Annotated in this window: 24 protein-coding genes and 2 pseudogenes; 6 read left to right on the top strand and 20 right to left on the bottom strand. The window is 67.7% G+C overall.

Going from position 1 to position 21,748, the window contains the following annotated elements:
• Positions 1-617 (top strand): annotated as a pseudogene (locus tag VI480_RS00975) (hypothetical protein); the annotation flags it as partial.
• 36 nt (positions 618-653) lie between these two features.
• Here the strand turns inward: VI480_RS00975 and VI480_RS00970 are convergent.
• From VI480_RS00970 to VI480_RS00950, 5 genes are all read right to left on the bottom strand, one after another.
• On the bottom strand, positions 654-1,076 hold the full coding sequence (locus tag VI480_RS00970) for a DUF3237 domain-containing protein (protein ID WP_323670940.1): 423 nt from the start codon (positions 1,074-1,076) through the stop codon (positions 654-656).
• A gap of 57 nt (positions 1,077-1,133) precedes the next feature.
• Positions 1,134-1,922 carry a maleylpyruvate isomerase family mycothiol-dependent enzyme gene (locus VI480_RS00965; RefSeq protein WP_323670939.1) on the bottom strand — a complete coding sequence of 263 codons (789 nt, stop codon included), beginning with the start codon at positions 1,920-1,922 and terminating at the stop codon, positions 1,134-1,136.
• Between the two features lie 102 nt (positions 1,923-2,024).
• Entirely contained in the window at positions 2,025-2,936 is a 912-nt protein-coding gene (locus VI480_RS00960) for an LLM class F420-dependent oxidoreductase (RefSeq protein ID WP_323670938.1), read from the bottom strand.
• Between the two features lie 19 nt (positions 2,937-2,955).
• Positions 2,956-3,399 carry a MaoC/PaaZ C-terminal domain-containing protein gene (locus tag VI480_RS00955; RefSeq protein WP_323670937.1) on the bottom strand — a complete coding sequence of 148 codons (444 nt, stop codon included), beginning with the start codon at positions 3,397-3,399 and terminating at the stop codon, positions 2,956-2,958.
• Positions 3,400-3,409: 10 nt separating this feature from the next.
• Positions 3,410-3,901, bottom strand: coding sequence for an FAS1-like dehydratase domain-containing protein (locus tag VI480_RS00950; protein ID WP_323670936.1), 492 nt, complete (start codon positions 3,899-3,901; stop codon positions 3,410-3,412).
• 50 nt (positions 3,902-3,951) lie between these two features.
• Between VI480_RS00950 and msrA the strand changes: the two genes are divergently transcribed.
• Positions 3,952-4,605 carry a peptide-methionine (S)-S-oxide reductase MsrA gene (gene msrA, locus VI480_RS00945; protein ID WP_323670935.1) on the top strand — a complete coding sequence of 218 codons (654 nt, stop codon included), beginning with the start codon at positions 3,952-3,954 and terminating at the stop codon, positions 4,603-4,605.
• Positions 4,606-4,631: 26 nt separating this feature from the next.
• Here the strand turns inward: msrA and VI480_RS00940 are convergent, their stop codons facing one another.
• Complete coding sequence (locus VI480_RS00940; RefSeq protein WP_323670934.1) at positions 4,632-5,627, bottom strand: LLM class F420-dependent oxidoreductase; 996 nt, start codon at positions 5,625-5,627, stop codon at positions 4,632-4,634.
• A 175-nt stretch (positions 5,628-5,802) separates the two neighbouring features.
• Here VI480_RS00940 and VI480_RS00935 point away from each other — a divergent pair, with 175 nt between their 5' ends.
• On the top strand, positions 5,803-6,027 hold the full coding sequence (locus VI480_RS00935) for a hypothetical protein (protein ID WP_323670933.1): 225 nt from the start codon (positions 5,803-5,805) through the stop codon (positions 6,025-6,027).
• Between the two features lie 9 nt (positions 6,028-6,036).
• Here VI480_RS00935 and VI480_RS00930 read toward each other — a convergent pair whose 3' ends face one another.
• The 11 genes and pseudogenes from VI480_RS00930 to VI480_RS15475 all read right to left on the bottom strand — a co-directional run.
• Positions 6,037-6,621, bottom strand: coding sequence for a phosphatase PAP2 family protein (locus VI480_RS00930; RefSeq protein ID WP_323670932.1), 585 nt, complete (start codon positions 6,619-6,621; stop codon positions 6,037-6,039).
• On the bottom strand, positions 6,621-7,016 hold the full coding sequence (locus tag VI480_RS00925) for a LysM peptidoglycan-binding domain-containing protein (protein WP_323670931.1): 396 nt from the start codon (positions 7,014-7,016) through the stop codon (positions 6,621-6,623). The genes VI480_RS00930 and VI480_RS00925 overlap by 1 nt, the downstream gene beginning before the upstream one ends.
• A gap of 47 nt (positions 7,017-7,063) precedes the next feature.
• The gene (locus tag VI480_RS00920) at positions 7,064-7,423 is read right to left on the bottom strand and encodes a LysM peptidoglycan-binding domain-containing protein (protein WP_323670930.1); all 360 of its coding nucleotides are present in this window, start codon (positions 7,421-7,423) and stop codon (positions 7,064-7,066) included.
• A gap of 3 nt (positions 7,424-7,426) precedes the next feature.
• On the bottom strand, positions 7,427-8,428 hold the full coding sequence (gene map / locus VI480_RS00915; RefSeq protein ID WP_323670929.1) for a type I methionyl aminopeptidase: 1,002 nt from the start codon (positions 8,426-8,428) through the stop codon (positions 7,427-7,429).
• Positions 8,429-8,492: 64 nt separating this feature from the next.
• Positions 8,493-9,740, bottom strand: a complete 1,248-nt coding sequence (locus VI480_RS00910; protein ID WP_323670928.1) for a CoA transferase — start codon at positions 9,738-9,740, stop codon at positions 8,493-8,495.
• A 29-nt stretch (positions 9,741-9,769) separates the two neighbouring features.
• Positions 9,770-10,567 carry an enoyl-CoA hydratase/isomerase family protein gene (locus VI480_RS00905; RefSeq protein WP_323670927.1) on the bottom strand — a complete coding sequence of 266 codons (798 nt, stop codon included), beginning with the start codon at positions 10,565-10,567 and terminating at the stop codon, positions 9,770-9,772.
• Positions 10,568-10,578: 11 nt separating this feature from the next.
• On the bottom strand, positions 10,579-11,022 hold the full coding sequence (locus VI480_RS00900) for an HIT family protein (protein WP_323670942.1): 444 nt from the start codon (positions 11,020-11,022) through the stop codon (positions 10,579-10,581).
• Positions 11,023-11,084: 62 nt separating this feature from the next.
• On the bottom strand, positions 11,085-12,044 hold the full coding sequence (gene coaA / locus VI480_RS00895) for a type I pantothenate kinase (protein WP_323670926.1): 960 nt from the start codon (positions 12,042-12,044) through the stop codon (positions 11,085-11,087).
• A 4-nt stretch (positions 12,045-12,048) separates the two neighbouring features.
• Entirely contained in the window at positions 12,049-13,317 is a 1,269-nt protein-coding gene (locus tag VI480_RS00890; protein WP_323670925.1) for an NAD(P)/FAD-dependent oxidoreductase, read from the bottom strand.
• Positions 13,318-13,321: 4 nt separating this feature from the next.
• Entirely contained in the window at positions 13,322-13,756 is a 435-nt protein-coding gene (locus VI480_RS00885) for a hypothetical protein (protein WP_323670924.1), read from the bottom strand.
• 249 nt (positions 13,757-14,005) lie between these two features.
• Positions 14,006-14,168, bottom strand: a pseudogene (locus VI480_RS15475) (hypothetical protein); the annotation flags it as partial.
• A 1,335-nt stretch (positions 14,169-15,503) separates the two neighbouring features.
• On the opposite strand from VI480_RS15475, the gene VI480_RS00875 reads away from it, so the two are divergent.
• Positions 15,504-16,421 (top strand): SDR family oxidoreductase, encoded by a 918-nt coding sequence (locus VI480_RS00875; RefSeq protein ID WP_323670922.1) that lies wholly within the window; start codon positions 15,504-15,506, stop codon positions 16,419-16,421.
• Positions 16,422-16,473: 52 nt separating this feature from the next.
• Positions 16,474-17,355, top strand: a complete 882-nt coding sequence (locus tag VI480_RS00870; protein ID WP_323670921.1) for a MaoC/PaaZ C-terminal domain-containing protein — start codon at positions 16,474-16,476, stop codon at positions 17,353-17,355.
• A 12-nt stretch (positions 17,356-17,367) separates the two neighbouring features.
• Here VI480_RS00870 and nucS read toward each other — a convergent pair whose 3' ends face one another.
• Positions 17,368-18,027, bottom strand: a complete 660-nt coding sequence (gene nucS, locus VI480_RS00865; RefSeq protein ID WP_323670920.1) for an endonuclease NucS — start codon at positions 18,025-18,027, stop codon at positions 17,368-17,370.
• A 3-nt stretch (positions 18,028-18,030) separates the two neighbouring features.
• On the bottom strand, positions 18,031-19,050 hold the full coding sequence (locus VI480_RS00860; RefSeq protein ID WP_323670919.1) for an MBL fold metallo-hydrolase: 1,020 nt from the start codon (positions 19,048-19,050) through the stop codon (positions 18,031-18,033).
• A 136-nt stretch (positions 19,051-19,186) separates the two neighbouring features.
• Here VI480_RS00860 and VI480_RS00855 point away from each other — a divergent pair, with 136 nt between their 5' ends.
• Positions 19,187-20,986: a PEP-utilizing enzyme gene (locus VI480_RS00855; protein WP_323670918.1), complete on the top strand. Its 1,800-nt coding sequence runs from the start codon at positions 19,187-19,189 to the stop codon at positions 20,984-20,986.
• A gap of 120 nt (positions 20,987-21,106) precedes the next feature.
• Here VI480_RS00855 and VI480_RS00850 read toward each other — a convergent pair.
• Positions 21,107-21,748 (bottom strand): enoyl-CoA hydratase-related protein (locus VI480_RS00850; protein WP_323670917.1); only part of this gene is annotated, 642 nt, incomplete at its 5' end.

Below are 21,748 nucleotides of genomic sequence, written 5' to 3'. Positions count from 1 at the left end.
ACACCGACCACTACCATGACCAACCAGACACCACCGCCAGCACGCCGATGCTGCTTGAAACAACCGGCAAACTGTCGCGAAGAGTCAGAAACACCTCATTATGGCCACTGTTCCTGACGGGAGTGTGGGGCTACAGCCTGCTGGGAGTCGGGCTGGCGTTCACGCCGGCGCCGGTCGTTTCAGGTGCCGTCGCGATCCTGAGCGGACGCTGGGCCGACAAGCACGGCTTCCGGGGGCTGATGACCTTGGCATCAGTCTTCGCCACCGCCGGCATGCTGTGGCTGCTGTTCTTCCTCGATGAGAACGTGCGCTACTGGCTGGCCTTGTTCCCCTCGACGATGCTGTTCGGGCTCGGCTTGGGCGTGCTTGCCAGTCACCTCAACTCGGCAGCGCTCGCCGACATCGGGGCCGCTTCGATCGCCACCGCCAACGGCGTCCACCAGTCATTGCGCTATGGATTGGCTGCTGTCGGCGTGGCCGCCGCGATCGCAGTGCTCGGCGGCACCCACGAGGTGCATCTCTATAACTGGATGTGGCTGCTGCTGGGCGCGCTGCAGGCGCTGTGCATCCCGCTGATGTGGTTCGGCTACCCGCGTGGACCCGCAAGCGCCAGGTGATGCAGCCCGACCCAGCACCGGGGCGGCGCCGACCGGCTACAGCAGTTCGTAGACCTCGTAGGCCAGCTTGCCGTCGTCGATCGAGCCGATGCCGATGGCCTGGATCTTGTTGAGCCAGTTGTACGGGCCTTCCATCGACGTCTGGAAGGTGGGCGCGGACCGCGGCGAGCCGTCGCCGTAGATCTTCCCCTGGTACTCCATCAGGATGTCGACCTCGTCGTCGGTGCGGATCGAGATGCGGACATCGAGATGCATAGTTCCGTCGGCAGCGCGGTACAGCCAGTCGCCTGACGGGCCAAGGATGGTGCCGTTGATGCGCTCGCCGGTGACGGTGCCGCCGTCGACCGAGGCCACCATCCGGGTGCCGGCTGGCCCGCCGCGGATGCGAGCGGCATTGGACAGGTCGGCATCAATGTCCATTCTGAACAGGTGCCGTACTGGCAGGGACGTTTCTGACATGTGGGTGCTCCTTGTTTGTCGAGACGGGTCTTGTCGAGATCAGGGCTTGGCGAGTTACTACATCGTGAAGCGGAGGTTGCGGGCGGCGTGCGCGCCGAGCTCGGCATCGCCCGACCACGTCACCAAACCTGCAGCGATCGGGCCCTCAGGGTCGATCCGCCCGCAGGTGAGGTCCATGAACGCCATCGAGTCGCAGTGCAGCGTGACGGTGGGGTTCTCCACGTGATCGACCTCGCGGGCCCGGCCCTCCACCTGCACGTAGATGTCGCGCTCCACGGCGCCGGTGATGTCGAAGTGCATGGAGGCGCCATCGGGAAGACCCACCTTCTTGCCGGCGATGTAGCCGATCGACAGGTGCACCTCGTTCAGAGCCATCTCGGCGGCAGGCCCGCCGTTGTCGGTCGGCATCTCCAGCGGGGTGCGGCAGTCGCGCTCGTGCATCCAGTGGTCGAATTCCCGGATCGCCATGAAGCGGCCGTAGGTGCCGGGCCCCACCGGCGTGATCGACCCGCGGTCGAAGACCTCGTCATCGAGCGCCTCGAGCTGCGCTGCACGGCCGTCCCACACCTCGGCGGCGAACGCCGTCAGCTCCGGCCCGCTCATGGCCGTGGCTGCGGAGACGTAGCCGGCGATGTCGCCGAACGGCGGAGGGGTCTCCACCGACTCGGGCAGCCAGCCCGACAGGGCCTGCTCCACCGACACCTGGTGCACCAGCACGCCGTGGACCGTCCAGTCGGGACAGTGCGACTGCACCTGCCACTGATCGCCCTCGAGCGAGCCGTAGAACTCCTTGCAGCTCGCCCAGCAGGCCTTGAGGTTGTCGATGATGAGTTGCGGCTGGCTCATGTTGCCGTCCTGTTCTGTAATGGGCCTGTTCTGTGTTGTACCTGTAGTGCGTTGTGCCTGTACGGCGTTGTGACGGCCGTGGAAGCGGGTTCTTGGCGGGGCTCAGCCGGTCTCGGCCCGGATGCGTTCGAGAATCTCGCCCAGCCGGTCGATCATGGCCTCGACCGAGCGGGCACCGGCCTGGAACATGGCGGTGACATTGACCGAGGCCCAGTCGAATCCCAGCGCCTTGACCACGGCGGCCCGCTCGCCGATGGCGTCCAAATCCTTGTAGAAGCCCTTGTCGGCATCGGTGCGGGGCGGCGGAGCCAGCATGAGCTGCATGCCGATGGAGTCGGGATCGCGGCCGAAGTCCTCCTCGGCGCGGCGGCGGATCTCCGTCATGCACTCGAGCGCTCGCTCGTCGCTCACGCCCGACGCCATCCAGCCGTCACCCTTCTGAGCGGTGCGCCGCAACGCGGCGCGGCTGTCGCCGCCGATCCACAGCGGGATAGCGGCACCTTGCGGCGAGACGGGCTCCATGCCCATGTCGTGGCTGTTGTAGTGCTCGCCCGAGTACTCGATCCGGCCGCCTTCCCAGTAGGTGCGCATGAGGTCGATGGCCTCGTCCATGCGCTTCCCCCGGGTGTGGAAATCCTCCTCGAGGGCGTCGTACTCGGAGTCCTGCCAGCCCACGCCGATGCCGAGGCGCACCCGGCCGTTCGACAGCGTGTCCAGCGTGGAGATCTGCTTGGCCACCAGCACGGGCTGGCGCTGCGGCAGCACCAGCACCTCGGTCGACAGCGAGACTCGCTCGGTCACCGCTGCCACGTTCGCCAGCAGCATCAGTGCCTCGAGAATGGGCATGCTGGCGGGGTAGATGGTGAAGCGCCCTTCGCCTGGGTGGCCCATCACCACATGGTCGAATGCCGCAATCTCGTCGTAGCCCAAGTCTTCGATGGCCTTCGCCAGATCGAGCACTCGCTGGGGTCCCTCCCGGAACGCAATGGACGGGAAGTCGACGGCGATCTTCATGCGCGGTTGTCTCCTGGGGCTACGCGGTAGGCAGGCGGACCCTAGCTGTCGCCGGCATGAGCAGTCTCCCGTCGGAGGTGTGCTCGGCGATGTCCAGCTCGACGACGCCCGTTTGGGAATCGACCGAGGTCACCGTGCCCGAGAACACGAGCTCCTCGCCCGGCAGGCCGCTGGCGCGGTTCTGCCATGTGACACCCAGCAGCCGGGCGCCCGGTCCCGCCCAGTCCGTCACGAACTGCGTGAGCCATGCGCCCTGCAGCGGACCATGCACGATGATGTCGTCGTGCCCCTCGAAGCGGGCGTACTCACGGTCGTAGTGGATCCGGTGCGGGTTGTGGCTGGCGGCGCTGTAGAGGAAGAGCTGCGCCTCGTCCGGGAACTTGTGCATTGGCGGCAGTTCCTGGCCGGCCTCAAGTGTCTCGAGATCCGGCGCTGCGGCGCCTGTGTCGGTGGCTGGGTTCATGGGGCTGGGCTCATCGTGCGATGCCGATCATGCGGGAACGGGCGACCTCGTCGCCGAATTGGTTGACGAAGGTGGTCTCGCGCACCTGCCGCACGAACGGCCCCTTGCGGCCCTCCTTCTGGTCGACTGCGGCAAGCCGGACGATGGCGGTGATCTCGTCGCCGACGCAGACGGGTTCGAGAAAGTCCCATTCCTCGCCGCCGAACATCACCCGGTCGACCTGCAGCCGGATGCGAGTGCCCTCGCGGTAGAGGCCGTCGGTGCGCAGGTCTGATGCCGTTCTCGGCTGCACCACGGCATGGGTGACATAGGTGGGCGGCGCCACCAGCGTCCGGTACCCGGCCGCCTGTGCCGCGACCTCGTCGAAATAGATGGGGTTCTCATCGCCGACGGCGTATGCGTAGCGCTGCGCCTCCCGACGGTCGATGACCACGGTGACCGGTCCTGACAGCACCTCGCCCACGCGCTCCAGCGTTTCGGCCGGAATCAGCGACTCGCTCATGCTCTTGACATTAGGTCGCTAGCGTTTGAGACACAGCAGGAGGAAACACCGTGGCGTTGTGGTCGAGGAAGCTGGAGATTCCGGACGCCGACGCTGCGCTGCCCGGTCGCAGCCAGACGATGCCGGTCGCTCCGGCGCACGTCGTGCTCGGAACGTCGATGACACCGCCGTTCCCCGACGGCTTCAAGCACATCGTGGTGGGCATGGGCTGCTTCTGGGGTGCCGAGCGCATCTTCTGGCAGCATCCGGGCGTCTACACCACGGCCGTGGGCTACGCCGGCGGCCACACGCCCAATCCCAGCTACGAGGAAGTGTGCTCTGGCCTGACCGGCCACACCGAGGCCGTGCTGGCAGTGTTCGATCCCGCGGCCACCAGCTTCGAGGCGCTGCTGAAGGCGTTCTGGGAGGGTCACGACCCCACTCAGGGCATGCGGCAGGGCAACGACATCGGCACCCAGTACCGCTCGGGCATCTACGCAGCGGACGAGGACGACTTGGCGATCGCCGAATCATCCAAGGACATGTTCCAGGCGGTGCTCGACACTGCCGGCCTGGGTTCCATCACCACCGAGATCTGCCTGGCCGGGCCCTTCTACTACGCCGAGGACTATCACCAGCAGTACCTGCACAAGATCCCGTGGGGCTACTGCGGCTTGGGCAGCACCGGCCAGACCTGCCCGGTGGGCGTCGCCACCGCCGACTGAGCTGCGCCCCTCGGCGTGCCGCCGGATCAGGCGAAGGCGTCGGCGAACGCCGCCATCGTCTCGTCGGTCACGGCGCGCCGGTCGTCACCCCACGGCAGCGGCATCAGCACCGGGTGCTCCACCCCTGCATCGACATATTCCCGGGCGAAGGCAGCGATCTCGGCCGGCGTGCCGATGAAGTCGATCGCCTGGATCATCTCGTTCGATATCGCGGCGAGAGCGCCGTCTCGGTCTCGCTCGGACTGGCGGGCGCGGGCTTCGTCCACCTCATCGCCAAAGCCCGCTGCCCGGAAGGCGTTGGCGTAGCCGTCGGCCATCGCGTAGTTGAGCAGGTCCCGCTGTGCAGAGCGGGCCGAGCGCTCCAGTTCGCCCGCCGCGGCGTGGACGTAGCAGATGATCTGCGCGTCGCCGCCCTTGCGCACCTCGGCTACCACGCTGGGGACGTGCGAAGCGGGCAGGTAGTTGAGCAGGACGCCGTCGGCCACCTCGCCCGCCAACCGCAGCATCTGCGGGTTGAGCGCTGCGAGCACGATCTTGGGTCGGCGCTCGGCCAGCCGCATGGCGAGGCGGAACCGGCGCACCTGCCAGAAGTCGCCCTTGAAGGTCACCGATTCGCCGCTCAGGCACTCGCGCAGCAGCGCCACGTACTCGCGCATCATTGCAATAGGGCGCTCCGGCGGCGGCTCGCCGTGCTGGCGGAGAATGCCGGGTGCCGACACGCCGAGTCCTACCAGCACGTCGCGCTCGGGGCTGAGCGACTGCAGGGTGGCGGCAGTCATGGCCACCAGCGTGGGCGCGCGCAGCTGGATGGGAATGATGCCGGTGGCCAGATCGAGGCCAGGGGCAGCGTGGGCGACGGCACCCAGAAGCGAGAATGCATCGGTCCCGGTCGCCTCGACCGTCCAGATCGACGAGTAGCCCTGCGCCTCGGCCGCACGGGCGATGTCGGTGACCGCAGCGGGACCCAGCACACCCAGGCTGCCGAAGGTCACACCATAGGGAAATGGTCCGTTCAGGCTCATGGCGGCGCACCGTACCCGCCGACCGCGCCGTTCGGGGGTGCCGTTGCGCGCGTTTGCGGGCAGTCATGTGACGTGTTGGTGAACTGACGGTGGCCGGCGCCGGGTGCGAGATAGGGTGAGGTTCACAGCCAGCAACGCCGTCTGCGCAGACGTCGGGAGCGGGGAGGGAACAGAGATGACCGAGACAACGGAACCGACTCGGACAGCTGAGCCCCGGATCATCTCCGACGCACTCGAGGTCATCGACAGTGCGCTGGGTGACTTCTTCAGCCGCGAACTGGTCTCGTCGGTCGAGGTCACCGATGTGCTGCTCGACGTGCGGACACTGCTGCGTCGGGGCGACGAAGCCGCAGAACTGCCCGCGATCACCAAGGCCGATCAGGACGTCGCCCGAGCCTGAAGCGCCGGCTCAGCGCCGCATCAGCCGCGACGCCAGACGCCCGATTGCCTCGCCGACGGCGGCGCCCGCAATGACGTCGCTCGCGTGATGCAAGCGCACGTGGACGCGTGAGACGGCCACGATGGCTGCCGCCAGGCGGTAGATGGGCCCCAGTCGCGACCCGCGCGACAGCACCACCGCGGCACAGAAGGCTGCCGAGGCGTGGCCGGAGGGGAAGCTGGACGTGATCGGCTGCCGGAGCCGGTGGTCGGTCGGATTCTCTGCGGCCGTGCCGGGCCTGCGCCGCGCGAACAACCGCTTGACGCCCTGATTCACGACCAGCGACTCGAGCGCCATGAGTGCGCTGAAGCGCAGTGCGTCGGAGGCTTCCCGGCGTGGCCCCAAGGCTCGAACGGCACCCAGCACGTGCCAGATCTGGCTGAACTCGCCGATGTCTGAGGCCCCGTACATCACCCGGTCCATCAGCTTGCGGCCTCGCAAGAATTCCCACCACCTGTCGACGGCACGATCAAAGCGAGCGATCTGTTGCGCAGCCGCCGACAGCGGATCGTGCGGCTCGGCCGGCTCAAAGTCACCCAGCGGCGATGCAGACATCATCCGGTCCCCGCGAGCGTGATCGGCGGCGCAGTCGTGGTTGGCAGCAGCGGCGGGAGGACAGGGTCGGTGGCGGGAGGGATGGTGAGCGCGGGCCCGGCATCGGGGTCGGGCGGCGGCGGGATCAGAAGAATCTGGCCGACGAAGATCTTGGTGGGGTCGGCGATGTTGTTGACCCGCACCAAGTCGTTCAGGTGAATGCCGTACCGGTCGGCGATCTGGATGAGCGTGTCGCCGCGCACCACCGTGTACGGGGTCAGCACCGGCGGTTCGGTCGTGGTGGCCGGTGCCACCGTGGGCGCAGGAACCGTCGTAGCAGAGGCCTCGGTTCGGGACTCGCCCGGCAGCAGCGTGCACCCGATCGCCATGCCCGAAGCCGCAACAGCGATCGCCACGGTCATCACTCGCCGGCGTCGTGAGCAGGAGCAGCCACTGACCTTCGTCACTGTGAGCTGTTGGCGCCGACGACGGTCGGCGGGATGACCAGCTGCTCCCCGATGCGCAGCAGCGTGTCCTCCTTGCCGTTCTCTTCCATGAGCGCCTGGACGGAGACGCCGAATCCGTTGGCGATCTTGCTGAGCGTGTCTCCCGGCTGCACCACGTAGATGCGGCGCTGCGGAGGCGGCGCGGCGATGGTGGTCGTGGTGAGCTGCGGGCGCAGCGTCGTGAGCACGGGAAGGGTCGTCGGGATCGGCTCTGCTTCCGGCTCGGAGGCACAGGCGCCGCCGATCGCAACCACGGCCACCAGGGCCGCGGCGAGCCGGCCGGCGCATGCGGCACCAGCGGCAGGCGGTCGAGGCATGGCTCAGCCGGTTCTCACGGCCGCCGTGGGGAGCTGCCGGGGCCAGTTGTCGGGGTTGAGTCGGCTAGCGGCGCTGGCGGAGAGAAACGGCTGTGGCTCGTCGTCGGTCACGGTCAGCAGTTCGGCGCCGTCAGCGGTGACCAGCACCGTGTGCTCGAACTGCGCGGTGCGGCTGCGATCGGCCGTCATGGCAGTCCAGCCGTCAGGCCACAGCTGCGCGCGTGGCGTGCCTGCCGTGATCATGGGCTCCACCGTGAAGGTCATGCCCTCGACCAGCTCGGTCCGCGCAGAGGGGTCGAAGTAGTGCGGGATGTTGGGCAGCCGGTGGAAGATCTGCCCGATGCCATGGCCGACGAACTCGCGCACGACGCCGTAGCCCTCGGACTCTGCCCGCGCCTGGATGACGCGCCCGATGTCGCACACCTGGGCTCCCGGCCGTACCGCAGCTATGCCGTGATACATGGATTCGCGGGTGACCTCGACGAGCCGCCGCGAGGCCTCGTCAACATCGCCCACCAAGAACGTCTCGGAGTGGTCGCCGTGCACGCCGCCGACGAAGATCGTCACATCGCAGTTCACGATGTCGCCGTCGCGCAGCCGCCGGTCATCGGGGATGCCGTGGCAGATGATCTCGTTGGCCGAGGTGCACAGCGACTTCGGGAAGCCGTTGTAGTTGAGCGGGCTCGGGTAGCCGCTTTCGGCAATGCATGTCTCGTGGCAGACCTCGTCGAGATGATCGCTGGTGACGCCCGGTGCGATCTCGGCTGCCACGGCCCTCAGCACGCGCCGTGCCGCCGAGCCTGCCGACCGCATGGCGTCGATCGTGGCGCCGTCGGAGGGTTCCACGCCGCTCGGGGCCGGTGAGGACTTGCCGCTGAGCGCGTACGGGGGCAGTTCGATGTGCGCGGGCACGGCTCGCCGGGGCGAGACCATGCCGGCGACCACTGGCTCGAAGCCAGAGGGCCTCGTGCGCGATGCTGGCACTCGACGCTTGCGCCTGCCCATCGTCGTCACGCTACCCGTGGGTCAGGGGTGCTCTGTGATCGTGTCGCCTCGCCGGCGGACGCGATCAGTCAGCGTCGTCGCCGAGCTCACCGAGCACTTCGTCATTGTGCTCGCCGAGCTTGGGAGCGCGGCGGTAGATGCCCGGCGGCGTGGCGCTCATGCGAATCGGCGGCGCGATCTGGACGATGGGCCGGCCCACCGGTTGCTCGACCGCCACCAGCATGTCGCGGGCCGCGACATGGGGATCGCTGAACAGGTCGCCGGGGTGGTTGACCGGGCCGCACGGCACCTTGCCGCCGATCGCCGCGATGACCTCCGCATTGGTGAGAGTTGCGGCCCACTCGGTCAGTGCCGTGATGATCTCGTCGCGATGGTGGTAGCGCGCTCGCAAGGTGCGGGTCTCTTCTGCGGTGGCCCACTCGGGTCGGCCCATCGCAACCGCCAGCTCGCGCCAGTGGTTGTCGGTGGGGGCGCCGATGGCGATGGCCCCGTCGATGGTGTCGAAGATGTCGAACGGCACGATGTACTGGTTCTTGTTGCCGCTGGGGGGCGTATCGGGCTGGCCCATCACGCTGTAGCGGGTGACGCCGACTTCGCTGAGCGCCATCACGGCATCCACCATCGAGACATCCACGAACTGTCCCTCGCCGGTCCGCTGCGCATGGAACAGCGCTGCCAGCACTCCCATGGCGCCGATCGTGCCGGGGTAGGTGTCGCCGATGTAGGGACCCACGACGTGCCGGTCGTCGGGACCGCTGCCGGTGGCCGAGACCATGCCCGACATCGCCTGGGCCACGACGTCGTACGCCGGCCAGTCGACATAGGGGCTCTCGCCTGAGCGGGGGTCGCCGAAGCCCCGGATGGCGCCGTACACGAGCCGGGGATTGCGCTCGTGGAGCACCTCCCAGCCCACTCCGAGCGCATCCATCACGCCCGCGCGCATGTTCTCGACGAGTGCATCCGCTGTGTCGACGAGTTGCAGGAACTGTTCCCGCTGGTCATCGTCGGTGAGGTCGAGAGCCACGCCTCGCTTGTTGCGGTTGTAGTTGGCGAACCCGGCGCCGAAGTTCCGTTCGGTGTCCTCGCGGGTGAACGGCGGCATCTTGCGGGCCAGCTCGCCCCGCGGCGGCTCCACCTTGATCACATCGGCGCCGAGGTCGGCAAGCATCATCGTCGACCACGGGCCTGCCAGCGCATGGGTGCAGTCGATGATGCGAACACCTTGGAGCGGGCCCGAGTTCTGGGCAGCCATCGGCGCAGCCCGCTCATGAGCGGTGAGATGGTCTTCGTCGGGGGGATCCAGCTTCGTCATGTCTTCGTCTCTTCGATTCTCTGCCCGGGTCAGGCGAAATTCGGACGGCGCTTCTCGACGATGGCGGCGTGGCCCTCGCGCACATCAGCGCCCGTGAAGCCCAGCATCTCCAAGGCAGCAGAGGTGTCGAAGATGGGCCCTGCCATCCGCATCCAGTTGTTGAGGCTGTACTTCGTCCAGCGGATGGCGCTCTGGCTGCCTCCCGCCAGCCTGCGGGCGACGGCGAATGCCTCGTCGAGCACGGCATCGTCGTCGACAACCTTGCTGACGAGGCCCATGTCGTCGGCCTCTTCGCCCGTGATCGTGTCGCAGGTCAGCAGGTAGTACTTCGACTTGGCCATGCCGCACAGGATCGGCCACACGATCGCCGCGTGATCGCCGGCGGCCACGCCGAGCTTGGTGTGCCCATCCACGATCCGCGCGCTGCGCCCGGCGATGGAGATGTCGGCCATCAGCGCCGCCGCCAAACCGGCCCCGACGGCAACACCCTCGATCGCCGACACGATGACCTTGGAGCAGTTGATCATGTTGTAGACGATGTCTCGCGCCTCGCGCAGCGCCCGCTGGCGCGTCTCGAAGTCGTCCATGATCTCCTGGATCATGTCGAGGTCGCCGCCGGCGGAGAACGTGCCGTTGGCGCCCCGGATGACGGCCACCCGGGTGTCGGGATCTTCGTCGACTGCCCGCCAGACGTCGGCCAGCGCCAGGTGCTTCGGCGCGTCCACCGAATTCAGCCGACCTGGCGTGTCGATCACGATCTCGAGCACGCCGTCGTCGTCGGGACCGGTGATCTGGAGCGCGGAGAAGGGGGCGTAGCGGTCGTTCATGGCGCCCGAAGCTAGTTGTTCGGGGTGGCAGCCGCCGGGGCCTGCGAGCTGGGCGCGCTGAGCAACCGGTACGCCGATTCGATCTCGCCTGCGGGCGCGAAGATCCGTTCCCAGGGGTGCAGTAGCCGGTCCCGTCCGTAGCGCGGGATCACGTGGATGTGGAAGTGAAACTGCGTCTGGTCTGCAGCAGCGCCGTTGTTGTTGAGCAAGTTCACGCCTGCCGGCTTCAGCCGCTCGCGCACCAGGCTTGCCACCCGGCGCGCCGCTTGCATCACGTGTGCCGCGTCGTCATCGGTGAGTTCCCAGATGTCGGTCACGTGCCTGCGGGGAATGACCAGACAGTGACCGACGGTCATGGGCAGTCGATCCATGAAAGCCACAGCGTGATCGTCTTCGTAGATGCGCAGTGCCGGGATGTCACCTGCCACGATCGAACAGAACGTGCAGCCCGGCATCCGGCCCGCAGCCGGCGGATCATTCGCAGCGGAATTCGCCATAAGTCGAGGGCGTGCGGTGCCTAGTGATACCGGAGCTCGACGTGGTCAACGACGTGATCGTGCCCCTTTGCGAGCACCAGGTCGGCTCGGGCCCGTGTCGGCAGGATGTTCTCCTGCAGATTGACGAGGTTGATCGAGCGCCAGATCGTGCGTGCGACCGCGTCGGCCGCTGAAGGCGGCAGATCGGCGAACTGAGCGAAATAGGCGGTCTGCTCGCGGAACACCGTCTTGCGCAGTTGCTGGAAGCGCTCGACGTACCACTCCTCAAGATCTTCAGCTTCGGCGTCGACGTAAATCGTGAAGTCGAAGAAGTCCGACACGAAGGGCGTGCTCGACGGCGGCCCGGTCTGCAGCACGTTCAGACCCTCGACGATGAGGATGTCGGGCTGGTTGATGAGCTGCACCTCGTCGGTCACGTCGTACAGGCTGTGCGAGTAGAGCGGCGCGGCCACGTCGGGCTCGCCGCTCGAGATCCGCTGGAGGAAATCGCGCAGCTCGCCGCGGCGGTACGACTCGGGAAAGCCCTTGCGCCCGAGGATGCCGCGCGCGGTGAGCTCGGCATTCGGCAACAGGAACCCGTCCGTCGTCACCAGATCCACCTCCGGGTGATCCGGCCACGAGGCCAAGACAGCTCGCAGAATGCGTGCCGTGGTGCTCTTGCCAGCCGAGACGCTTCCGCCGATGCCGATCAGGTACGGGCGCGGCGGCAGCACCCTGCCGAAGAAGCCCTCGGTGGCGGCGCGCAGTTGGCGTTTGGCCGCCACACGCAGGTTCAACAGGCGCGACAGGGGCAGGTAGATGTCGCGCACCATGTCGAGCGTCACAGGCTCCACGAGACCCGCCAGCGCCTCGAGCTCGGCCTCCGTCAACGACAGCGGCGTGGCATCTCGCAGCTTCGCCCACTGCTCGCGGGTGAACCTGCAATGCCGATCGTCGATGCCCGGCTCGAGCCTTCTGTCGAAGGTGGTGGCGTCCGTCACCCGCTTAGCTTGGCGAACTTATGGCACTGACCGCAACCGGGTCGTACGCGCCTTGTGCTGTCGCCATGCCCCGATGCCAGCGACGCGGTGTCGCGACGGCGGCTCGCGGGTAGTCCTCGAACATCCAGCGGGCGAATTGCCGGCGGGTCCATCCGGACCAGTCGACGGCTCGAAGCGAGAGTTCGGCCAGACGTTCGTGCGCCAGGACGCGGCTGAGCCCGCGCGCCAGCCGGTGATCCAGCGTGAACTCGGCTCGTGCCTCGCGCACGTAGCGAGCCGCCACGCTGTGCGGTGGGCCGCCGCGCGCAATCGCGGCTGCCGCCATGCGCCCCATTTGCAGGGCCTGGCCGATTCCCTCGCCGGTGAGCGGATCGGCGGCCGCAGCGGCGTCGCCGCACAGCAGTGTGCGACCTTGCGCCAGCTCCACCTCTCCCAGCCGTGCCGGTATCGGCCACGCCCGTGTCGGGCCGTCGGTTTGGTGAGGGCCGAGCACACTCGCGATGTGCTGGCGCTCGGTGAGGCCCGCCCAGATGGTGGCAATCTCGCTGCCCGCGAGCGTGCCCGCACCGCCAGCAGCGTTGTGGCCGCGGCGGTTTCGGGGCACCCCGAAGCCGACATTGACTCGCCCATCACCCAACGGGAACGACCAGGCGTAACCCGGCAGCAGGTCGGGCTCGAACCAGACCCACATGTCGCGCGCAGCGGGGCCGCTTGCGTGCAGATAGCCGCGAAACGCATGCCAATCGCCCCGGTAGCGATCTGGGCCGATGCCGAGCGCTTTGCGCACGGCGGAATACACGCCGTCAGCAGCCACCACGAAGCGGGCTTGCACGACGCTGCCGTCGCTGAGCCGGACGGACGCCGAGCTCGCCCGCTCACCGGAGTCTTCGAAGCCGTCGAATGCGATGCCGAGACGCACGTCAGCCTGCGCTGCCGCCGCAAGGTCAACGAGCTCCGCATCCAGCTCGGTGCGCCGGCACACGCTCGCAAACTGCCCGCGCCCGTCGGGGAGGGGCAGCCTCATAACGCGCCCGCGCGGCGTTCGCACGCACGCAGATGCCACCGGCATCCACGAGTTCATCCGCTCCGGCTGCAGGCCGAGTGATTCGAGCTCGCGCAGCGCGAGCGCTGTGAGGCCGTCGCCGCAGCACTTGTCGCGTCCTGGCGCCGCCCGATCGACGAGCATGGCACCGAGTCCCGCGCGCCGTGCCCACACGGCTGCGGATGCACCCGCCGGACCGGCACCGACGATCAAGACATCGACGATGGTCATCCGCTCATGACCTCTCGGGCTCGCCGGTTTCGGTGACCCCACCATCCGTGGCGGACTGCCCGCCCTCGGCGTCGTGACCTTCCTCGCCGGTGCTGCCGGTTCCGCCGGTGTCGTCAGGCTCGGTCGAGCCGCCCTCGCCCTGGGCTGCGTCGCCTTCGCCGGATTCCGTCCCTTCGTCGGCTCTCAGCGTGCTCAGATCGACACCGAGACAGGGATCGTCGGGATAGCGCGGCAGTTCCGAGTCGCGCTCGCCGGGCTGTTCAACGCATTCGAGCGGCGGGCACTCCACGATCGACCCGTCTGCCCGCTCGCTGCCGTCTTCGACCAGCTCTGGCTCAGCCCCTTCGGCATCGGCAGTGCCGGAAGCATCCTCCAGCGCCTCGCCGTCGGCCGCCGGTCCGTCGCCCGGTGCATCCGAGGGTGCCAGCAGCGGATCCATGCACTGCCGCGGCACCGAACGCGCACCGTCGCAGTCGCGCCCTTCTTCGGGCCGGTAGCGGGCATGGAATGTGTCCGTGTCGACGGTGCCATCCGAGAACACCCGTGTCCGCTCTGTGCGGACCCGTCGGCAGAATTCCTGCATTTCCTCCTCGGGCTCGCCAATGGTCACCTGAACATTGCGCGTGGAGTACAGCTCGACGGTTATCGACGTGTCGGTGTATGTCGGCCAGATGAGCACGCCGTACGGCGTGGGATTGGTGAACTTCAGATCGGGCTTCGGGTACGAAATGGTGGGATCCAAGCCGAACGGGTAACGGCTCAGGTATGAACCCGCCCTCCACGAAGCCCTTTTCTTCGGTTCGCCGGCCGACATGTCCGTTCAGCGAGAGGCTCTGGCCGGGCTCGACCATCGCGCCGCGCATCAGCTCCGCGAAACGGTGGATGTTCTCGACGCGTCCTTGGCAGCACGCATGCTTCGTGGTGAAGGTGCCGACGAGCTCGATGATGCCCAGCGCTTCCAGGTGCGCCTGCTCCTCCCGGCTCACCGCAGGGCGCGACGGCAGCGCCAGTGGTCCTTCGATGCGCGCCAGCAGCGCTTCTTCGATCAGGGCGCCGACATCGTCCGCACAGCACGCGACGCTGCCATCGCTCGCCACCACCGTCGGCACGCCGCTGGCAACGGCCATCGCGCCGGTGGTGAAGGGTGCCGATGCTGCGGCAAATGCTTCCTCGAGGTACGGCCCGACCTGCGCATGATCGAAAGCGATCTCCGGGGGTGTTGCCCCGGGGTCGAGCCGGAGCCAGCCAGCGATTGTTTCGATGGTGAGGTCGTGGGTTGCTTCGCCGTACGCCACGAGCAGGCTTCGCCCGTAGTTCTGGTGTGCCGCATTGACGGCCTGCTGCAATTCGGGTGTGTACGGGATCGGTTCGCTCTGCGTCAGCTCTGCGGCGATCTCGATGCGGGTGAACGAGCGTGCGATGCCCTCGAGCACCTGGTCGACGATGGCATCTGCGTCGACGACCTGACCGGGCAGGCCGAGGTCGACCGCCAGCGTGTCATTGACGACGACCACCGATGGGGGAGTCGCCGTGACACCGAGGTCAGTGGCGTTGGCCAGCACGGCTCGAGCCCTCGACCGATCGACGAGGTACCGGCGCTCGGTGAACTGGGGGTCTGTGGACCACCCAACCCACGACTCAGCGCTTCCGCCGGTTTCTTCGGCATCGCCCGCTCGCAGCTCCCGAACGGCCCCGAACGTGGCGTCTCGCTCCAGCGCAATGCCGAGGTCGGCCACCGTGAGCGTCTGCTCGCCGGTGTCGGTGCGCACGACGACAGGCGTGGCCGCCAGCTCCGCTGCGAGCGCGGCGATCCGCAAGTGCACAGTGTCGGGGCTCACTTGGGTCGGCGTGCCTGGAGCTGTCGTGGGAATGACGATTGGCGTACTGGTAGCCGCAGGCGCGGCTGACGTCGTCGGAGCAGTCGGAGGGGGAGCGTCATCCGAGTTCCGGATCGCCAACACAGCCGTCCCACCGATGGACGCGGCCAGGATGGCGGCCGCCGTGATGATCGACCAGCGAGGGGCCCACGTCGGCCAGTGCACGAGGGTTGATCGTACGGGTCACTTGCGGGCTGCGGGCGGCGCGTCGAGCGTGCGATACTCCGAGCCGTCATCACCGCATACGAGGCTGTGCGGCGGCGCCGAGTAAGGCCCGTCGTCGGCAAGTGGGAAGGGATTCACAACATCATGAGCAAGCTGTGCGAAGGTCGGGTCGTCATCGTGACCGGAGGTGCCCGGGGCATCGGGCGTGAGCACTGCCTGATGCTCGCCGAGCACGGCGCGAAGGTGGTCTGCAACGACTTGGGCGGTGCGCGCGACGGCACCGGCGCCGACATCGGCCCCGCCGACGAGGTCGTCAACGAGATCGCAGCGATGGGCGGCGAGGCGGTGGCGAACGGCGACGATGTCTCCGACTGGGAAGGCGCCCAGCGCCTCGTGAATCAGGCCATCGAGACCTTCGGCGACCTGCATGGCGTCGTGAACAACGCCGGCATCCTGCGCGACCGGATGCTGGTGAACATGACCGAGGCCGAATGGGATGCGGTGATCAAGGTTCACCTCAAGGGCACGTTTGCTCCGGCGCGCTGGGCCAGTTCCTACTGGCGGGAGAAATCGAAGGCCGGCGAGCAGGTGAACGCATCGATCGTGAACACGACATCGGTGTCAGGCATCTACGGCAATCCGGGCCAGACCAACTATGGCGCCGCGAAGATGGGCATTGCGGCGTTCACGATCATCGCCGCGCGTGAACTGGCGCGCTATGGCGTGCGGGTGAACGCAGTGGCGCCGGGCGCGCTCACGCGCATGACCGAGGACCTGGGCATGGGCGAAGCCTCCGAGGAAGACCAGGCCATGATGCACCCCCGCTATATCGCGCCGATTGTCACCTGGCTGTGCTCGGAAGAAGCAGCCGGCGTGTCCGGCCGTGTATTCGAGGCCTCCGGACGCATGCTGGCGATTGCCGAGGGCTGGGAGCGCGGCCCCACCATCGACGCCATCGACGACCCGACGAAGATCGGCGATGCAGCCCGACAGCTCGTGCGCGATGCCCGCCTCAACAGCGGCATGAGCGGCGCGCCGGCCGACGGCGGCGTGGCCGACTGAACCGTACGCTCCAAGAACCCGCACACCACAAGAACAAGAGAGGCCATCAATCATGGGACTCAATCCGGAAGCAGTCGGCGCCACCGGCACACCGACCAAGCGGTCGTGGACTTTCCGCGATTCGCTGCTGTATGCCGTCGGCATCGGCGCCGGCGCGGAGGATCCGTTCGGATCCGAGCTGGAGTTCACCACCCACAACTCCAAGGACATCGCCCACCAGGCGTTCCCGACCCAGGGCGTTGTCATCGGATTCGGCGCCGGCGGTGCCATGGCCAATGCCGGTGATCTCGACTGGGGCAAGCTGCTGCACGGCAGTCAAGGGATCACCGTGCATCAGCCGATCCCGACCGAGGGATCCGTCGAGATCACCGATCGCATTGCTGGTATGTGGGACAAGGGCGAGGGCCGCAACGCCATCATCGACACCGAGGCCAGCGCGGTCGATCCTGATTCCGGCGACGTCATCTTCGAGCTTCGGAGCTCGGTGGTGATCCGCGGCTCAGGCGGTTTCGGGGGCGAGGCGGGCAGCACTGCGCCGCTGGTCAGCGCGCCCGACCGCGACCCCGACTACGAGATCTCGTACCAGACCCGCCCCGATCAGGCCCTCACCTACCGGCTGAGCGGCGACTACAACCCGCTGCACAGCGACCCGTGGTTCGCGACCGAGCTCGCAGGCTTCCCCAAGCCGATCCTGCACGGCCTGTGCACCTATGGCTTCACCGGCAGGGCGCTGCTGCACACCCTGTGCGAGGGCGATCCCGCCCGCTTCCGGTCAATGGACTCGCGGTTCTCTGCACCGGTGTTTCCCGGTGACGAGTTGACCATCCAGGTGTGGGATGACGGCGAGGGCCGTGCGATCTACCGCACGGTCGCCCAGAAGGGCACCGACGAGCAGCGCGTGGTCATTGACAACGGCCTGTGCACCTACGACTGATCTGCGACAGCGCTAGAACAGCTTGAGAGTGTCGCTGGTGATGCCGCGCAGCTCGTCGTAGTCGAGCACGACACAACGGATGCCCCGATCGGCCGCGAGCACACGCGCTTGGGGCTTGATCTCCTGCGCGGCGAAGACGCCGCTCACGGGCGCCAGGCGGGCATCCCGGTTCAGGTACTCGAGATAGCGGCACAGCTGCTCGACCCCGTCGATCTCGCCCCGTCGCTTGATCTCCACGGCCAGCGTCGCGCCGTCGCGGCCGCGGCACAGCAGATCCACGGGACCGATGTCGGTCGGATACTCGCGCCGCACCAGCTCCGCGCCGTCGGCCAGCGTCTCGGGATGCGCGGCCACCAGTTCTTGCAGATGGGCTTCGACGCCGTCCCGCTCGAGGCCGGGATCGATGCCCATGTCATGGGCGGTGTCGCTGATCACCTCGGCGAGGCGGATCTCGAGACGCTCGCCCTTGTCGTTCGTGACGCGCCACAGATCGGGTTCGCAGACGAGCCGGTTGGGTGCATTCATCCAGTTCAGCGGCTTGTAGGCACCACCGTCGGCATGAATGGCCACGCATCCGTCGGCCTTCACCATGATCAGTCGGACGGCCTCGGGCAGGTGCGCGTCAAGCCGTCCCGAGTAGTCGACCGTGCAGCGTGCGATGACGAGGCGCACAGCTCAAGCAGCGTCGGTCAGCTCGTAGTTCGAGGTGAGCTTGGGTTCGCCCCCATCGTTGCCGTCTGCGTCGAGCACCCGGGCGCGACCGCTCTCGACGAGATGGAGCATGTGCGCGTAGACCGAGCTCGCCGCGGGATACCACAGCCGCTTGTCGTAGGCCTCGTACATCTTCGGCACGAAGTCCGCGATACGGCACGGTCCCGGCCGGAGGTGCTCGATGATCTGCTGCTCGCGGTCGCTGCGGTGCGCGATGAACGAGCGCACGTATGCCGTGGGTTCGGGAATCGGAGGGCCGTGGGTCGGCCAGTACCGCTCGTGGTCGAATTCGAGCAGCTTCGCCAGCGAGTCGAGGTAGTCCTGCATGGAGCCGTCGGGAGGCCCCACGACGCTCGTTGCCCAGCCCATGACGTGGTCGCCCGAGAAGAGCGAGTTCTCCTCGAGCAGCTCGTAGCACAGGTGGTTCGAGCAGTGACCCGGCGTGTGCACCGCACGCAGTGTCCAGCCGTCACCGGCCACGATGTCGCCGTCGACCAGCGCGACATCGGGGACGAACCCGGTATCGGCGCCTTCCCGCTTCAGTTCCTCGGGCAGTTCGTCGAACTCGGCCTGGTACTTCTCCTGCTCCTCCGCGCTGATGTAGCCGGAGAAGTCGACACGATCGTCGGGATCGAGCTTCCACACGCTGGCGTGCGGGCCGTAGCCGTAGCTGAGGGCGCCGGTGGCGGCGACCAGATCACCCGTGAGGGGCGAGTGATCGCTGTGGGTATGCGTCACGAGAGCAGCACCGACCGTCTCGCCGGGCTCGAGTGCCGCAAGGACGTCGTCGAGATGGCTCGCGAGCGGTGGGCCTGCGTCGATCACGGCGACCTCGCCGCGCCCGATGATGTAGGTGCCGGTGCCGCGGTAGGTAAACGGCGTCGGGTTCTTGCAGATGACGCGACGGATCATCGGCGACACTTGGTCGCAGGCGCCATAGTCGAACTCGCCCAGATCTCGATAGTGCTCGATGGTCACCGGCATCGGCTGCTCCAGGTCGGGTCGGAACGCGTGCGTGACGGTCTAGCATCACATCACGGCCTGGCCGGGCAGCCGCCATGAGGGGGAGGCGGCTGCCCGGCCCGCTGTGCTTTCACGTTCAGCACCGTCGGGAGGGAACATGGCGGATCTGACAGACCGGAGCGGCGGCTACTTCGTCGGCACCAAGCCTTCGGAGCGCTATCCCATCTGGACGCGCGCCAACGTGGGCGAGGTGTTCCCCGATCCGGTGAGGATGAGCACCTTCGACTTCGCGTTCCAGAACGACGACGGCATTCGCATATCCGAGTGGGGATTCCGCGATGCGTATGTGGAGATGGGCGCGTTCGACTACGACGAGTTCGACCCCGACAACTGCGTCTTCTTGGGCGTCTTCGGCGGCTACACCTATCTCAACGCCGCAGTCGGGCGTGTTTTCGGAGCCCGCGCTCCCGGTATCGATGTCGACACCGTTGATCGGACCTTCTTCGGGGAGCAGCCGGGCATTCCGCCGTACGAACCGCATCCCGACGACGCCAGCCCCGACGCCGAGCAGCGCATCGGCGAAACCTTCCTGATGCTGTTCGCGGCGCCGGCATTGCCCGAGGTGCACGAAGACGAGCAGAACATCGCCGAGCTGCGTGCCCAGCGGCCTGATTTCACCCAGATGGGTGATCACGAGATCATCGATTGGATCAGCGACTTCCTCGAGTCGGGTTACGGCGACGGCGCCGGCTTTCGGCTGCTGTTCGCACGTCACCTGAAGGTGTCATTCCTGGCGGCGGTGCCGTTGGGCGTGCTCGAGCAGGTGTGCACGGCGCTGGGCCGGCCAGAGGACACCCTCAAGCTGGTGGCCGGCTTCGGCGATGTGGCATCCGCTGCGCCGTCCGATGCGATGTGGCAGCTCGGGCGCCAGGTTGCCGCGTCGAGCGCGCTAGGCGCGTTGTTCGACGAGGGTCCCGCGGGCTTGGCCGAGCGCTTGGCAACGGCCGGTGCCGCGGAACCGTCAGGCGACGCTGCGGCCTTCAACGAGGCCTTCGCCTCGTTCGTCTATGAGTTCGGCTCGCGGGGGCCGAATGAGTGGGAGATGAGCTGCCCCACCTGGGAGACCGACCCCGACATTGCGCTGGCGGCCATCGACCGCATGCGCTTGGCGCCTGCCGATGCCGAGCCCGCGCGGCGGCGGGCCGAGCTGGCTGCCCAGCGAGAGGCGCTGGCAGCAGAGATCTCCGCGTTGCTCGAGGCCGACGCCGACACCCAGATGCAGTTCAACCTGGCCCTCGGTGCGGCAGCGGTGTACCTGCCGGGGCGCGAGCGCACCAAGACCAACTGCGTGCGTTTTGTGAACGAGTGCCGCATCGCCTCACGGGTGGTCGGCGAGCGGCTCGTCGAGCGTGGGCAGTTCAGCGGGCAGACCGAGTTCGGCATGCTGCGGCTGTCCGAGATCCACGAGATGCTCGACGACCCAACCGGCTGGGCAGAGGTCATCGCGGAGCGTCAGGCCCAGTGGGACGATGCCGCGTCGCGTCAAGAGCCGTTCGTCATCGTGGGCGACCCGCCGCCGATGTCAGAGTGGCCTCGCCGGGGTGCATCCGAGCTGCCACAGCTCTCGGCGGGCGAGACGTTCGCGGGCTTGCCGGGCTGCCCGGGCATCGCCCGCGGGCGGGCCCGAGTGGTGCTCGACAGCAGCGACCCGACCGCACTGTCGCCCGGCGATGTGCTCGTGGCGCCGCTCACCGATCCATCGTGGACGCCGCTGTTCGTCAGCGCGAGTGCGGTCGTCGTCGACGTCGGCGCAGCGCTCAGCCATTCGGTGATTGTGAGCCGCGAACTCGGACTGCCGTGTGTCATCTCGGCAACCGGGGCGACAGGACGCATCCCCGATGGCGCCCTCATCGAAGTGAATGGCGACACCGGCATGATCACCGTGTTGGAGCTGTGACGCGCGGCGTCCCTGCGCCGGAGCTGTGACGCGCGGCGTCGCTGCGCCGAAGCTGTGACGCGCGGCGTCCCTGCGCCGGAGCTGTGACGCGCGGCGTCACAGTGTTGGAGCTGTAGTCGCTCAGCGTTCAGGCCAGTCGGGCAGCCGCCGCTCGGTCAGTGCCCGGACGCCTTCGAGGTAGTCCGGGCTGGGGATCATCTCGTTGAGCAGCCGATCCGATTCGGAGACGGCGGTGCCCACGTCCCGGTGCTGGTCCAGGTAGATCTGCCGCTTTGTCGTGGCCAGCGAGCTGGGCGCGACCCGGGCGGCCATGTCATACGCGTACTCGTACACGCGATCCATGAGCTCGGACCCCTCGACGATCTCGTTGAACAGGCCCCAGCCGTCGGTGTCGGCGGCCAGGAACTTGCGGCTCGACAGCAGCAGGTCGTTGGACCGCGTGATGCCGACGAGACGGGGGAGCACCCATGAGAGACCGAACTCTGCGGGCAGCCCCAGCGGCCCGTGGGCGGCGGTGAGCTTGGCATCAGGCGCCGCGAACCGCAGGTCGCAATAGCAGGCCAGCACGAGCCCAGCGCCCGCTGCTGCTCCGTTCACCGCCGCGATCGTCACCGTCTCCAGCGCCATCATGAACGCGAAGTTCTGGTCGAACTCGGGTGCCACGCCATAGCCCGGCATCGCCAGATCGGCCGATGTGCCGGGGTCGTAGCCACCCTTTTCGCTGTGGCCTTCCAGGGCCTGGGTGTCGGCGCCCACACAGAA

Source organism: Candidatus Poriferisodalis multihospitum, assembly GCF_028283155.1.
In the GTDB taxonomy this organism is placed as follows: Bacteria; Actinomycetota; Acidimicrobiia; order Acidimicrobiales; family Poriferisodalaceae; genus Poriferisodalis; species Poriferisodalis multihospitum.
Note: the sequence above shows the minus strand (reverse complement) of the source record. Positions and strands in the feature narration are given on the sequence as shown.